Source organism: Prevotella disiens (assembly GCF_900454955.1).
Taxonomy (GTDB): Bacteria; Bacteroidota; Bacteroidia; order Bacteroidales; family Bacteroidaceae; genus Prevotella; species Prevotella disiens.
This window is the reverse complement of the sequence record NZ_UGTL01000002.1, coordinates 323,399-338,142: the sequence shown is the minus strand read 5'-3', so window position 1 is coordinate 338,142 and position 14,744 is coordinate 323,399. Positions and strand designations below refer to the sequence as shown.

Below are 14,744 nucleotides of genomic sequence, written 5' to 3'. Positions count from 1 at the left end.
AATTTTAATTTTTAAAGTGAATTTTAATTTGCCAAAGCACCATAAATTCTTGAAAATTATCTTGTTACGATGAGTCGTATGCTGTCGGCTTTGATACGCTCTTTTAGCCATTTGTGCATTTTTGTTCTGCTATTGTTTTCTAATTGTCCGTTTTTGCAACCAATAATTGCTACAACATAATCTTTGTTTTTTGTTGTATCGGTCGAAGCGTCATCGACCACTGACAATGAAATGTTATTCACAGAAGGCCATAAAGTTACGATTTCTTTCTCAATATTTCTTTTTAGTTTCTTGTAACGTGTATATTTATTGAGTTGAGCCTCTAATGCTTGCAATTGTTCTGATTGCTCCATTAACTCTTTGTTTAATAAATCGTTGTTGTTCGATTTCTTATACAACATATTGTTAATATATGCGCTGTCTGATTGAGCACCTTGAATGACATTGAGAGAATAGTCTTCGAGCTGATAATTTTTAAGTTCTTCCTTTAACTTTTTTATCGTAGTTGGAGGGATTATTCGTCCTAAAGCCACCACATTCAGATTTTTGTTATCTGTATTGTGCGATAAAATTTGTGTGCCGTTGAACGACATTTCTTGCTTGATAAACTTTCTGATGTTGTTTTCCTGCACACTTTTCGTAATGATTTGTATGGTAATGTAAGTGGCTGGGAGCATGGTGATAACGACAATCGCAATGATGTATCGTTTTACTTTTTGGAGTTGGTCAGTTTGAAGGAATTGTTTTTGTTTGAATTTTAACAAGCGTGTTCCAATAAAGGTAGCCAAACAGATGAATACGGTGTTGATGAAAAACAAGTAGAATGCGCCAAAAAAATAGGTCGATTTTCCCATTGCAAGTCCGTATCCAGCTGTACAAAGCGGTGGCATTAAGGCTGTTGCGATGGCTACACCAGGAATAACGTTTCCTTTGCCCTTTGTTGCCAATGCGAGGAAACCTGCTGCACCACCAATGAGAGCAATGAACACATCATAAAGGGTAGGCGAAGTGCGGGCAAGAAGCTCTGATTGCGCATCGGTTAAAGGCGTTAGAAGAAAGTAAACCGTTGCAGTTAAGACACTTATTAAGGTTGCTATGAGGTAATTTTTGAATGAACGTCGTAGCAAATCAAGGTCGCTGATGCCTATTGCCAATCCCATGCCGATGATAGGTCCCATGAGTGGCGAGATGAGCATGGCTCCAATGATGACAGCTGTCGAGTTTACATTCAATCCCAAGGAAGCAATGAAAATGGCAAATACCAATACCCAAAGTTTGGCACCATGAAAGAAAGCATCATTGCGAATGGCAGAGATAGTTTCTTTTTCGTCCTCTTTGTCGGGTAAAGCGTTGAAATAGCCTTTGATAACTTGCCACAATTCGTTTTTAGTTTGCATAATTTCTATAATATTTTTACTTTGAATGTTGATGCAAAGGTACAATAATTTTAGTTTTTTTGCTCGTTCCAATTAGTTTTTTTCCAATTTTAAATATAGAAGTGAGTTGTATTTTCAAAAGAAATGGCAGTTGAAAATATGCCTTGTTCGATTACTTTCTTAACTAAAATTTAGAGCAACGTTCCCATGGAATTAAAAAAAAATATTACCTTTGCAGCGATTATATAGAAAAACCACCGCTTCATCGCGGTATTTACCAGAAGAATTAAACATTGTTTATAGAATAGATGAAAAAGTTTAGATTAGTGGACAACACTTTGGGTTGGTTAGCTTTCTTGATAGCCGCCTTCGTTTATTGTTCCACAATTGAGCCAACGGCAAGTTTTTGGGACTGCCCTGAATTCATTACAACGGGTTATAGACTCGAAGTTGGACACCCTCCTGGGGCGCCTTTCTTTGCTTTAACAGCAAATTTGTTCTCACATTTTGCAAGCGATGCTTCCGAAGTGGCACGATGGGTAAACACCATGAGTGCGCTTTTGTCGGCTACTTGTATCATGTTCTTATTTTGGACAATATCCCATCTTGCAAGGAAACTCATCGTTCGTGATGGCGAAGAAATCTCTATGGGCAAACTTATTGCCATAGAAGGAGCTGCCATGGTGGGCGCACTTATCTATACTTTCAGCGATACTTTCTGGTTTTCAGCCGTAGAAGGCGAAGTTTATGCTTACTCTTCAGCCTTCACCGCAGTTGTTTTCTGGCTTATTTTGAAGTGGGAAGACAATGCCGATAAGCCTCATGCCGACCGATGGTTGGTGTTAATCGCTTATATGACAGGACTTTCTATTGGTGTCCACTTGCTCAATTTGCTTTGTATCCCAGCCATTGTGTTGGTTTATTACTACAAGCGAGTACCCGATGCCGACCTCAAAGGTTCGCTCATAGCCCTTTCAGTGTCTATCGTTCTCGTGGCTGCCGTGCTTTATGGCGTTGTGCCTGGCATCATTACCGTGGGCGGTTTCTTCGAACTTTTGTTCACCAATACGCTTGGAATGCCTTTCAATACAGGTACAATTCTTTATATTTTCTTGCTCATTGGTAGCTTTATTTGGGCAATTTACGAAACATATAAAGAAAAATCAAAATACGAAAACATAGCTTTTCTCTGTGCTTTCGGACTCATCGGTGTGCCTTTTGTAGGCTATGGTTGGACAGCTTTCATCGTAGGAATCGTTGTACTTGTCATTGTTTACTATGTGTTGCGCATGAAACGAGGCAAAGAACCATTGATTTCTACCCGATTAAAGAGTACAACTTTGCTCTGTATGCTCATGATGATTATTGGCTATTCGTCATACGCAGAGATTGTTATACGTTCTACAGCCAACCCTCCAATGGACCAAAACTCACCAGAGGATATCTTTACACTCGGTAACTATTTAGCACGCGACCAATATGGCGACTCTCCTTTGCTCTATGGTCAGGCTTATACGAGCGAACAAAAGGTGGCAGAAGACGGTCGCCACTACGAAATAAATTACGGAAAACCAATCTATCATCGAAAAGAAAAGGCATCGAAAGACGAGAAAGATTCTTATTTTAAGGTGCGCAACAAGATGTCGTTGGTCTACGAACAAAACATGTTCTTCCCTCGTATGTACGATGCAGCGCACGCTCATGATTACGAACAAATCATGGGTGGTATCGAAGGTCATGATGTGGACGGCGTAAAAATGCCAACCCAATTTGAAAACCTACGCTTCTTCTTGGCTTATCAATGCAATTTCATGTATTGGCGTTACTTTATGTGGAACTTTGCAGGTCGTCAAAACGATATACAAGGCAATGGCGAAACCGAACACGGTAACTGGATAACAGGTATTTCGTTTATCGACAATGCCCTTTATGGCGACCAAAGTTTGATGCCAGACGAGTTGAAAAACAATAAGGGACACAATGTCTTCTATTGTTTGCCGCTCTTGCTCGGTTTGCTCGGACTCTTCTGGCAAGCATGGCGAGGCAAACGTGGTATCCAACAGTTCTGGGTGGTGTTCTTCTTGTTCTTTATGACAGGTTTAGCCATCGTCGTTTACTTGAACCAAACACCGAGTCAGCCTCGTGAACGCGACTATGCTTATGCGGGTTCGTTCTACGCTTACGCTATATGGTGTGGTTTGGGCGTTTTGGCAATCTATGATTGGTTGAAGAAACTCAAACTTTCAGGAACCATAGCAGCTACGTTGGCTTCTGTGGCTTGTATCCTTGTGCCTATCCAAATGGCTTCACAAACATGGGACGACCACGACCGTTCAGGACGTTATACCTGCCGAGATTATGGTCAGAACTACCTTAACTCTATGCAGGAGAAGGGCAATCCGATTATCTTTACCAATGGCGATAACGATACTTTCCCACTTTGGTATAATCAAGATGTTGAAGGGGTGCGCCAAGATGCACGTGTCTGCAACCTTTCTTATTTGGCTACCGATTGGTATATCGACCAAATGCGTCGTCAAGCCTACACTTCTCCGAGTGTGCCAATCAATTGGCCAAGACTCGATTATGTAGAAGGTACAAACGATTATGTGCAAGTTCAACCAGAATTGAAGCAAGAAGTTTTAGACCTTTATGCACAATCTCCAGAGCAAGCACGCCAACAATTTGGCAAAGACCCATTCGAATTGAAGAATATTTTGAAGTATTGGGTGCGTTCGAAAGACCCTCAATTCCATGTTATTCCAACCGATACGGTTTATGTAACCATCGACAAAGAGGCTGTGAAGAAGAGTGGAATGATGCTTGCAAGCGATACCATTCCTGACCGTATGGCGATTTCGCTCGCTGGTAAAGGTGGCTTGGGCAAGAACGATATTATGATGCTCGAAATGATTGCTAATTGCAACTGGACACGTCCATTGTATGTTGCCGTAACCGTGGGTAGCGAAAACTTCATGAACCTTGGCGATAACTTCATACAAGAAGGACTTGTCAATCGTATTACGCCTTTCTACACGAAGGGACAACGCGACTATGATGCGCAAAAGTCGTACGATGTTATGATGAACAAGTTTAAGTGGGGTGGGGTTTCTACCAAAGGCATTTACTTAGACGAAACCGTTATGCGCATGTGCTACACGCATCGTCGTGAAATGGCATATCTTGCAATGCAACTTTCTATGCAAGGCAAAAATGCTGAAGCGTTGAAAGTGTTGGAAAAGAGTGAAAAGGAAATACCTTTCTACAATGTTCCTGTTTCATTCTCTTACCAACGTGGCGCACCACTTATGGCTGACGTCTACGCAAAGGTAGGAAAGAAGCAAAGAGCAATCCAAATTTACAACGACCTTTGGAAAACGTCAAGTCAATATGTGCGCTATTACTTGAGTTTAAGTGGCAATGGACTCTACATGAGCTTGCCTTCATGTGGTATGCACTTGCAAATCATGATGCAATACCTCCGTGCGGTCAATGAATTTGATGCTAATTGGGCAAAGCAACACGAGAAAGAATTAGTAATGATGGTGGCAGCTTATCAATCAAAAGGCGGAAAAATGCAATGATAAATAAGCAGAAATGCCATAGATAATACGAGGCAGCAAGGAAACTTTAAGTAGGTTTCCTCGCTGCTTTTTGTTTGAAAGAAAATAAAAATGTTTATAGAACAACCCGCACGATTTCTGCGTTGGCTTTATCCACACGCACTATGGCGAATGCCCAAAGATGACCATTCGGTTTATTTGACGTTCGACGATGGTCCCATACCCGAAGCAACACCTTTCATTCTCGACACCTTAGATAAATATGGGGCAAAGGCTACCTTCTTTATGGTGGGCGACAATGTGCGGAAATATCCTGAATTGTTCGAAGAAGTTATCCGTCGAGGGCATCTTGTGGGCAATCATACCTACCACCACCTTGGGTCGTTCAAACATTTTACACTTACATACGCAGTCGATGTAACGAAAGCTAACGGACTTATCAAGTCGAAATTTTTTCGTCCTCCGCATGGCTGGTTGCGCCATTCGGTTTATTGGTGGGTCAAACAAAACTATCGTGTCGTGATGTGGGACGTTGTTACACGCGATTATTCCAAATGGCTTACTGGGCGAGATGTGCTCCGCAATGTGAAAAAATACACTCGCAACGGTTCTATTATTACTTTTCACGATTCGCTCAAAAGCATTGAAAAGTTAGAATATGCCTTGCCACGAGCCTTAGCGTGGTTGAAGCAAGAAGGATATGAGTTTAAAGTTTTCAAGGAAGGAGATTAAAGCTGCGGCAAAGCATTTTGGTTTTTTTGCCTGTGGGGTAGCCAAAGCCGAACGCGTTGATGCTGAAACTGCTGCCAGAGTCTGTGCTTGGCTCGAAAAAGGTAGTCAAGCCGATATGGCATACATGGGCAACTACACCGACAAACGCCTTGACCCTCGTTTGCTTGTTCCTGGAACAAAAACGATTCTGTCGCTTGCCATGAATTATGCGCCTGCTAAAACTTTGCCAAAGGGTGAATATCAGTTGGCTGCATACGCTTATGGGCTTGATTATCATGATATTATGAAGGCAAAATTGAGGGAATTGGTAGAAGCAAAGCTGCGTGTAAAGGAAGAGCCTAATAGTAGGGGCGAGTCGGACTCGTCTGACCAGTCTGACTTGTCCGACCAATCAAACCAGTCGGAGTTGTCCGACCAGTCCGACTCTTCCCCAAAACAATCTCCCCAAATCTCCCCTTCTGAAATCCGTGTTTTTGTCGATACTGCCCCAGTTTTGGAGCGTTATTGGGCTTGGAAAGCAGGTTTAGGGTGGATAGGCAAGAGCCACCAACTCATTATTCCGCATGCAGGCTCCATGTTTTTCTTAGGCGAAATATTTCTCCCTTACGAGTTCGACGAATACGATGAGCCAATGCCTTCACGTTGTGGCAATTGTCGCCGTTGCATTGATGCTTGTCCAACCCATGCCATTACCGAGGCGCAAGGTTTTGATAGTGTGAAATGTCTGTCCTATCAGCTTATTGAAAATCGTGGTTCGCTCTCCGAAGAGGCTGTTAGCGCGATGCACGACACTATTTATGGGTGCGACCGTTGCCAAACCGCTTGTCCATGGAATAAGTTTGCTACCCCCAATACCACACCTGAATTTCAGCCAAAGCCCGAATTAATGGCAATGACCAAGGACGATTGGCATAATCTTACGCTGGAACAATATCGCAAACTCTTCAAAGGGTCAGCCGTAAAACGTGTAAAATTTGAAGGATTGAAGCGCAATATTGCCGCTGCCAATGGTAATAGCGATGTGATTGAATGATGAATGCGTCTTTTTAAAGATTGTAAGTAACGATTTTGCGGCTCGCAAAAGCAAATACGGATATATTCTTTGCGGTTAGGAACGTGATACGAGTTGTTGAGCTTGCGAAAAAATCATGCCCCTACATGCCTAAAAACAAGGCTCATGCAATCTAAATCGTTGGCAATTTGTTGAAAAACCATTGGCAAACCATTTGGCAAATCATTAGCAAGCCAGCGTAGGAGCGTGGTTTTTTCGCAAGCTCAACAACTCGTACCACGTTCCGAACACAACAAGCCAACGTAGGGGTGAGATTTTTTCGAAAGTTCAACAACTCGTATTCCGTTCCGCAAAAGCAAATGCGGATATATTCTTTGCGGTTAGGAACGTGGTAAACCACGCCCCTACATGAGAAAATCACGCCCTTACAGCAACAAAAAAGCCCACCGCAGCAGCGATGGGCTTATATTTTAAACCAATTAAAATGGATATTTTATATCCTTTTTATGTTCTTAAAGGGCAAACTTGTAACCCAATGTGATTTGGAATACAGAGTTCTTAGCCTTTGAACCTTCAACATCAAATACCTTTGTTACACCGAAGTTGTAACGAGCATCGAGTTGGAAGTTTGCGTATTCGTAAGAGATACCAACTGGGATAGAGAAGTCGAAAGACTTAGCACCGAGTTTACCCTCTGGGAGGTTCTTGTTAAGTAGCTTATTAACCTTATCACTACCTGTATCAACTTTAGAAGTTGCTTTGTCGCTTACTAAAAAACCTGGTTGGATACCCAATTTTACAGCCAAACCTGGCACTACATAAACGTTAGCCATGATAGGAATGTTAACGTAGTCAAGTTTGTTAGTTACAGTTGCGCTATACTTATCATAGCTCCAATTGTACTTGTTACCTTGCATAGAGTACATAACACCTGCAGAAATTGACAGAAGGTCAGTTGCTTGGTATTCTGCTTCAAGACCTGCAGCAAGACCAATACGTGGGTCAGCCTTGTCAGCATCTGTAAGCATAGCTACGTTCATACCAATTTTTGGTTGCAAGTTAATAGAACCAACTGCGTGTTGTGCGTAAGCACCAACTGAAGCAAGCATAATTGCCGCTGATAAAATTAATTTTTTCATAATCTTTTTACTATTAAATGATTTATATATGTCTTTTTTCTGCTGCAAAAGTACGCTTATTTTTCTATATGAGTCAAATTATTTTACTAAAAAGTTGTTAATATGTGTACAAAATGCCTATTTTTGTTCTATGCTGCAGGTATTTATTGCTATTTGCGAGTTAAAAAGGGTTTTTTATGCAGCTGGTTTGGCACTATTTTATTGGCTCAGTAGAAATATTAGGCGATAAAAATAATGTAGCAGTAACTTTGTAGGGGCGTGATTTTTTCGCTTTGCTCAACAATCACGCCCCTACGAAGTTACTAATGCTGTAAATAAGAAAGATTAAAGAAATAAAAGAATCCCCCCTTTAAATTTCTACTGAGCTTTTTTATTCTTAAAAAAAACAATTGCACCCCTACACTTTTAACAATGTAGGGGTGCAATTTTCGTTTTGTTGTTACCCTTTTTGCGTGAGCCTTTTGCTTCTTTTTTGCGTTAGGGGATTGAACCCCACCTTTTATTTAAAGGTCAATGCTTCTATTTAAAGGTCAATGCTTCTGCGTTGGGGTTCTTTCCAATGTTGATGGTATCGCCTTCGTGGAGTTCGCCCGATAGAATTTTCTCGCAAATGCCATCTTCAATGTAGTTTTGAATGGCACGTTTGAGCGGACGCGCACCGAATTGAACATCGTAGCCCTTTGTGGCAACAAATTCTTTTGCCTTGTCGGTAATGGCGATGGCGTAGCCAAGGTCGGCAATGCGTTTGGTGAGTCCACGCAATTCGATGTCGATAATTTTCTTGATAGCGTCCAAATCCAATTGGTCGAAGGTTATGATTTCGTCCAATCGGTTCAGAAATTCGGGTGCAAACTGCTTGCTGAGGCTCTTTTGGATAATGGCTCTTGCATGCTCTTTGTCTTGTTCGTTGTGAGAAAGTCCATTCAAATTGCGTGCTGTAAAGCCTACACCCTGTCCGAACTCCTTTAGTTGGCGAGTTCCCGCATTCGATGTCATAATGATAATGGTGTTGCGGAAATCGATTAAACGCCCATTTCCGTCGGTCAATCGTCCTTCGTCTAATACTTGAAGGAGCATGTTGAAGACGTTGCCATGTGCCTTTTCGATTTCATCGAGTAGGACAATCGAATAAGGGTGGCGGCGCACTTGCTCTGTCAATTGTCCACCTTCTTCGTAGCCTACATAGCCAGGAGGCGCACCAATGAGGCGTGATGTGTTGAAACTTTCGGTGTATTCGCTCATGTCAATGCGGATTAACGCATCGGCTGAGCCAAACATTGCTTCTGCCAACTTCTTGGCTAAATAGGTTTTACCTACACCTGTCGGGCCGAGGAACATGAATGCGCCAATGGGGTGGTTAGGCTCTTTGATTCCTACACGATTGCGTTGAATGGCTTTTACCATTTTTTCAATCGCTTTATCTTGTGCAATTACCTCATGTTTAAGGTTGTCTGCCATGTTCACGAGCTTTATTCCTTCGCCTTCTTTCATGCGTTGTACAGGCACACCCGTCATCATTGACACCACGTCAGCTACTTTGTCTTCGCCTATTTCGACACGGTCGCTGCTTTCGCCTCGTTCCCATTTTTCTTGCACTTCCTTGAGTTGGGCTTCCAATTCGCTTTGTTTGTCACGGAAAGATGCTGCTAATTCAAAATTTTGATTCTTTACTGCCAACTTCTTTTTCGCATCGGCTTCTTCCAATTTCTTTTGAATTTCAATGACTTCGGCAGGTACTTCAGCATTTTGAAGATGCACTCTTGCACCCACTTCGTCCATAGCATCGATGGCTTTATCAGGGAAAAAGCGGTCGGTAACATATCGGTCTGTCAGTTTGACACATGCCGTTATGGCATCGTCCAAATAGGTTACATGGTGGTGAGCCTCGTAACGGTCTTTTATATTCTTCAATATTTGCAGTGTCTGCTCTACGTTTGTAGGTTCGACCAACACCTTTTGGAAACGGCGTTCCAAGGCTCCGTCTTTCTCAATCGAGTTGCGATATTCGTCCAAAGTGGTGGCTCCAATACATTGAATGGTGCCTCTGGCGAGGGCAGGCTTGAGAATATTGGCTGCGTCCATAGACCCTGGGGTTGAGCCAGCACCTATGAGCGTATGAATTTCGTCGATGAAAATAATTACATCGGGGTTGTCTTCGATTTCTTTGATTAAGGCACGTATGCGCTCTTCGAACTGTCCACGATACTTTGTTCCTGCTACAACGCCTGTCATATCAAGGGTTACAACTCGCTTATTGAATAGAATTGGCGATGTCATGCGCTTCACAATGAGTTGGGCTAAGCCTTCTACGATAGCCGATTTGCCCACTCCTGGTTCACCTATCAAGATAGGATTGTTCTTTTTGCGGCGTCCGAGAATTTCGCTAACACGTTGTATTTCACGTTCACGACCTACTACGGGGTCGAGTTTTCCGTCTAAAGCAGCTTGCGTAAGGTCGGTTCCGAAGTTGTCTAAGACGGGAGTTTTCGATTTTCCGCCTGCTGTTTGCGTTGTCTGTGCCGCCTTTGAACCGCCCATATTGCGATTCATGATAGGTTCTTCGTCTTCATCTTCTGCCATACCGATGCCGTCTTGAATGGAACGCGTAGGTTGTCCCAAGTGGGAGAGGGCTGTGGTGTAATTCAAGTCATTGTTTTGCAATACCATTTTTGCTCCATTGTCCACATTGTCGTGCAGAATGGCGAGCAAAAGGTGCGGTATATCAACGGTTTGCATGCGCTGACTGCGTGCTTCAAGTACTGCCAATTTTAGAATATTATTGGCTTGGTCGCTGAGCAACATGTCGGTTGAAAATTGCATTTCGCTTATGTTTTCGTTGCGCACCCTTTCTTCCAATTGATTTTTTATATTTTCCAAATTCAAATTTAGTTTTCCCAGCATATTGGTAACTGCCCCTTCTTTTTGTCGGAGTATCGCCAACATGATGTGTTCTGGACCTACTTCACGGCTTGCCAATCGCTCGGCTTCTTCGCGCGAGTGCGACAAAACTTCTGAAACTTTGGGTGAAAACTGATTTATCATTGTTCTTTTAACCTTTCTTTATTTGTCTGTTGGCAAATGTTTGCCTTGTTTTAGGGCTTTTGTAGCACCTTATTAGTTGTATTGCAAAAGTTGTGCCAAAAATAAAAAGGCAAGTAAGAAACGTGTGTTTCTCCTTGCCATAGTGTGAAATGAATTCTATCTTACATTAGAAAACTCTGATTTTTGATTGTTTTTTTGCTTGTGCGGAACGGAATACGGGTTGTTGAACTTGCGAAAAAAATATCGACCCTATCTGCTGTTAGGAACGGAATAAATTCCGCCCCTACATCGATTTGTTGTGTTTGGAACGTGGTAAACCACGCCCCTACGCTGATTTGTTGTGTTCGGAACGCGGTAAACCACGCCCCTACGTTGGCTTGCTAATGATTTGCCATGCGCCGATTTGCACTCTTTGCGTTATTTTGTGCCTATTTTGGCATTCAAAAGAGTCTGTTTTGAGTTGCAAAATAGGCACTTTTATTTTTTATGTTGTTACAACGCTTCGTCTTCAGGCTTGGGAATGTTTCTATTTTTCACCTTTTTGAGGTGTTTCTTCTTCCTCAGCCACGCTTCTTTGCGCTGTAGATAGTCTTCGTGATGCTTTTCTAAGAAGTTATCTGCCATTGAATCTGGTATATACAACCGACATCTTGATGTTTCCGAGCGACCTGTCGCCACCCAAAAGCCCAGTATTTGCCATGCCCATATAGTGGGATACCTTATTAAGAACGAGGATTCCTTGGTCGTTGGTGCTTGTTTTCACTTCCACAGGCACGACCACCACTTTGCCCCAATTAGGATTTGAACTCGCAGTGGCTCTGTTGTTGGCAAAGTAAGAAACCAATCCTGCTATATTGGCAAACTCGTAACTATTTGTTTTTGAGCTATATATGGCAAGGAATGATGTTTTGTTGTCAGGAATTTTATTCTTTGCAAAGAATGAGCCAACGCTATCGGCAGGCAAGATGAGAACATTTTGCGGAATGTCGAGATTGTATTTTGAATTAGCTGTGCTGTTGATGCGGCGTAATTCAAGTCTTGCCGAGTTGATGGTATCGTTTTTGTGCTTCGCAATGATGTCGTCGATAGGCAATTGTAACTCGGTGAAGAGTCCCGCAGGGGTCTTCAAGTAAGTGCGGTCAGGCTGTTTTGCCAACTTTTCCAATTCAGTTCGGTTCATATCAAAGTTGGTTGTGAGCAACACTTCTTCCGTACTTGTGAGGTGGGTAACCATTGTTTTTGGTTTGTTGTCTACTTTTTCTTGATAGAACATGGCCAATTGAACTGCCTCAATGCGAGTCATTGCACCCAAACCGTTGGTAATTTTGAAGTAGAAGCCAGGGCAAATATCATGTAAGAATTTGTATAAGTTGCGGAAATCTTTCGGATTTTCGTAAAATTTCTGCATGATATACGAGCCATAGTTGTTGTAAACCTTTCCAGCCTTGTCGGTATATGGGTCGTTAAGTCTTATTTTGATGTTTAAATATCTGGTACTTGACTTCTTAATACTATCGCTTACCTCTTGGTCGTCCAATGTATAAGTGCGTGAAGCTGTCAGTCCTCCGCTTCTTACATATCCATTTTTTTCAGGATTGAAGTTGCTTAAAACCTCCGTATTTTCTTCTATAGGCTTTTCAAGTTCGTACGCTGTAACCTTCATTGGTGCCAACGAATCGCCATAATAGTTATAATAATAAAGAAGAATCTCGCATGAATCGGCTTGCGGATTGCCTTGCGCATCTTTGCTCAGTATTTTTGTCTTTTCAGGCAATGTGTAATTGTCCAGCACATAGAACTGTGAAGTCATGTTAGCTGTTATTTCTGAACCTGTTTCAGAGTCTTTGATGCGTCCTAAGTATCCTTTTGCCGAACGTGAGAGTACACTTTCTGCCATAATACTTTTAGAGCCAACGCTGAAAGTATCGGTAACGACTTGAATATTATCCGTTGTATCGCCGAGCGACTTGCCAATAAATTCAGTTGTGTCGTCGCATGACGTGAAGGCAAGTGCCATAACGGCTGTTGCCAACGCTAAGAGTTTTGCTTTCATTCAATAAAGTTGTTATAAAACTCAGTGTATTTTTCTTTGACTTCTTCCGCTGTTTTAGGCTGTTGCAACATTGGCTTTTTGTTTTCGCTTGCATATTTTAGCAAGTCTTTATTCACATTATCGCCCGTTTCTATGATGCCGTCAGAGTAGTCAATTGCTAATTTCCCAAGTTCCATGAAGTCGAAATTATCGCCATATTTCTCCAATTTGCTCACTTCTGCACTTCTAAATTCAAGACATTTCTTGAACATATCGCCGAGGCTGTCGTGTGGTTGTTCTGAGAAGAGCGACGTAATAACTTTTGAGTTGGTAAATTGTGGTTCATCGTGATAAGCTGTTTTAACATAGAATGGTATCACCGCTGACATCCAACCTTGGCAGTGTATAATATCAGGAGTCCATCTTAGCTTTTTAACAGTTTCCAATACGCCGCGTGCAAAGAAAATGGCTCTTTCTCCATTATCAGGGTAATCGTTGCCGAGTTCGTCCTTTGTCATTGCCGAACGCTTTTGGAAATAATCCTCGTTGTCAATGAAATATACTTGGATTCTAGTTTGTGGAATGCTCGCTACCTTGATGATGAGCGGATGATCCATGTCGTTGATGATGAGGTTCATACCCGAAAGTCGTATCACCTCGTGCAATTGACCTCTTCTTTCGTTGATTGCTGCCCACTTAGGCATGAATGTACGAATTTCGAAGCCTGCCTCTTGCATAAGATTTGGCATTTCTGCACCAAACATTGCCATCTCTGAATCTGGAACATACGGTGAGATTTCTTGGTTTATGAACAATACTTTCTTTCCCATTTTATTTTGCTTTACTTCTTGCAAAGTTACAAATTTATATTGACAATTCAGTGTCTTTTTGGCGTAAATCGTCAAGAAAGTCCCATATTTGGCATATTTTTAGGGTATTCTTACGAGTTTTAAATAAATTTGTTGTTACTTTGCACTAAAATTAGGAATATTGAAAATGAAAGTTATTGAAAAGGTTGTCGATTTGAAAAACGAGCTTTTTGAGGTTCGTAAGTTAGGCAAGTCAGTTGGTTTAGTGCCAACTATGGGTGCTTTACATGAAGGACACGCATCGCTTGTGTCAAGAAGTGTGAATCAAAACGATGTTACTGTGGTTTCAGTTTTCTTGAATCCTACACAATTTAACGACAAAGGTGATTTGGAAAGGTATCCTCGCACGTTAGAAGCCGATTGTAAATTATTGGAATCGTGCGGTGCTGACTATGTTTTTGCACCTTCGGTTGCTGAAATGTATCCTTCAAAAGACGAACGTCAGTTTGAATTTCCACCTCAATCTACGGTAATGGAAGGTGCGAAACGTCCTGGTCATTTCAATGGAGTGTGCCAAGTTGTCAGTCGTTTGTTCTATATTGTACGCCCACAACGTGCTTATTTTGGTGAGAAAGATTGGCAACAAATCGCTGTTGTAAAGCGACTTGTCGATTTTATCAATATGGATATTGAGATTGTGGAATGCCCAATTATCCGTGATGAAGACGGTTTGGCAAAAAGTTCACGCAATGCTTTGCTCTCAGACGATGAGCGTCAAATAGCTCCCCATATATATAAGGTGTTGAAAGCGAGCCAAGCGGAGGTTGAAAAGCTGAGTATTGCAGAATTGCACGATAAAGTGGTAAGCGAAATTAATGCAAAAGACGGTTTAGAAGTGGAATATTTCGACATAGTTGATGGCAATACACTTCTGCCTGTAACTACTTGGGAGGCTTCTCCTTATGTGGTTGGTTGCATTACAGTATATTGTGGTAAGACGCCAATCCGTCTTATTGACCATATAAAATATAAAGGTTAA

At 41.9% G+C, this 14,744-nt stretch carries 10 protein-coding genes; 4 read left to right on the top strand and 6 right to left on the bottom strand.

Features of this window, described 5'->3' with window-relative positions; all coding sequences use genetic code 11:
• Positions 1 to 56: 56 nt before the first annotated feature.
• Positions 57 to 1,400 carry a DUF389 domain-containing protein gene (locus tag DYI03_RS11900; protein WP_025064497.1) on the bottom strand — a complete coding sequence of 448 codons (1,344 nt, stop codon included), beginning with the start codon at positions 1,398 to 1,400 and terminating at the stop codon, positions 57 to 59.
• Between the two features lie 284 nt (positions 1,401 to 1,684).
• On the opposite strand from DYI03_RS11900, the gene DYI03_RS11895 reads away from it, so the two are divergent.
• The 3 genes from DYI03_RS11895 (at position 1,685) to queG (ending at position 6,704) form a co-directional block, all read left to right on the top strand.
• Complete coding sequence (locus tag DYI03_RS11895) at positions 1,685 to 4,960, top strand: glycosyltransferase family 117 protein (RefSeq protein WP_004357621.1); 3,276 nt, start codon at positions 1,685 to 1,687, stop codon at positions 4,958 to 4,960.
• Positions 4,961 to 5,050: 90 nt separating this feature from the next.
• Positions 5,051 to 5,671, top strand: a complete 621-nt coding sequence (locus DYI03_RS11890) for a polysaccharide deacetylase family protein (RefSeq protein WP_021668434.1) — start codon at positions 5,051 to 5,053, stop codon at positions 5,669 to 5,671.
• A complete protein-coding gene (gene queG, locus DYI03_RS11885) occupies positions 5,640 to 6,704 on the top strand; it encodes a tRNA epoxyqueuosine(34) reductase QueG (RefSeq protein WP_021668435.1) in 1,065 nt (354 codons plus the stop codon). The genes DYI03_RS11890 and queG overlap by 32 nt, the downstream gene beginning before the upstream one ends.
• Before the next feature lie 491 nt (positions 6,705 to 7,195).
• Here queG and DYI03_RS11880 read toward each other — a convergent pair whose 3' ends face one another.
• The 5 genes from DYI03_RS11880 to DYI03_RS11860 all read right to left on the bottom strand — a co-directional run bounded on the left by DYI03_RS11880 (position 7,196) and on the right by DYI03_RS11860 (position 13,726).
• Positions 7,196 to 7,822 (bottom strand): porin family protein, encoded by a 627-nt coding sequence (locus tag DYI03_RS11880; RefSeq protein ID WP_025064499.1) that lies wholly within the window; start codon positions 7,820 to 7,822, stop codon positions 7,196 to 7,198.
• A 519-nt stretch (positions 7,823 to 8,341) separates the two neighbouring features.
• Positions 8,342 to 10,864 (bottom strand): ATP-dependent Clp protease ATP-binding subunit, encoded by a 2,523-nt coding sequence (locus DYI03_RS11875; RefSeq protein ID WP_025064500.1) that lies wholly within the window; start codon positions 10,862 to 10,864, stop codon positions 8,342 to 8,344.
• 492 nt (positions 10,865 to 11,356) lie between these two features.
• A complete protein-coding gene (locus DYI03_RS11870) occupies positions 11,357 to 11,488 on the bottom strand; it encodes a hypothetical protein (RefSeq protein ID WP_004357682.1) in 132 nt (43 codons plus the stop codon).
• Positions 11,478 to 12,917, bottom strand: a complete 1,440-nt coding sequence (locus DYI03_RS11865; protein ID WP_021668405.1) for a DUF4270 domain-containing protein — start codon at positions 12,915 to 12,917, stop codon at positions 11,478 to 11,480. Before DYI03_RS11865 ends, DYI03_RS11870 begins: the two co-directional genes overlap by 11 nt.
• Positions 12,914 to 13,726: a glycogen/starch synthase gene (locus DYI03_RS11860; RefSeq protein ID WP_025064504.1), complete on the bottom strand. Its 813-nt coding sequence runs from the start codon at positions 13,724 to 13,726 to the stop codon at positions 12,914 to 12,916. Before DYI03_RS11860 ends, DYI03_RS11865 begins: the two co-directional genes overlap by 4 nt.
• Before the next feature lie 166 nt (positions 13,727 to 13,892).
• Between DYI03_RS11860 and panC the strand changes: the two genes are divergently transcribed.
• The gene (gene panC, locus DYI03_RS11855) at positions 13,893 to 14,744 is read left to right on the top strand and encodes a pantoate--beta-alanine ligase (RefSeq protein ID WP_021668407.1); all 852 of its coding nucleotides are present in this window, start codon (positions 13,893 to 13,895) and stop codon (positions 14,742 to 14,744) included.

Coding starts and splice junctions, on each gene's coding strand:
- DYI03_RS11895 (WP_004357621.1), top strand. CDS start 1,685: ATGAAAAAGTTTAGATTAGTGGACAACACTTTGGGTTGGTTAGCTTTC.
- DYI03_RS11890 (WP_021668434.1), top strand. CDS start 5,051: ATGTTTATAGAACAACCCGCACGATTTCTGCGTTGGCTTTATCCACAC.
- queG (WP_021668435.1), top strand. CDS start 5,640: ATGAGTTTAAAGTTTTCAAGGAAGGAGATTAAAGCTGCGGCAAAGCAT.
- DYI03_RS11880 (WP_025064499.1), bottom strand. CDS start 7,822: ATGAAAAAATTAATTTTATCAGCGGCAATTATGCTTGCTTCAGTTGGT.
- DYI03_RS11875 (WP_025064500.1), bottom strand. CDS start 10,864: ATGATAAATCAGTTTTCACCCAAAGTTTCAGAAGTTTTGTCGCACTCG.
- DYI03_RS11870 (WP_004357682.1), bottom strand. CDS start 11,488: ATGGCAGATAACTTCTTAGAAAAGCATCACGAAGACTATCTACAGCGC.
- DYI03_RS11865 (WP_021668405.1), bottom strand. CDS start 12,917: ATGAAAGCAAAACTCTTAGCGTTGGCAACAGCCGTTATGGCACTTGCC.
- DYI03_RS11860 (WP_025064504.1), bottom strand. CDS start 13,726: ATGGGAAAGAAAGTATTGTTCATAAACCAAGAAATCTCACCGTATGTT.
- panC (WP_021668407.1), top strand. CDS start 13,893: ATGAAAGTTATTGAAAAGGTTGTCGATTTGAAAAACGAGCTTTTTGAG.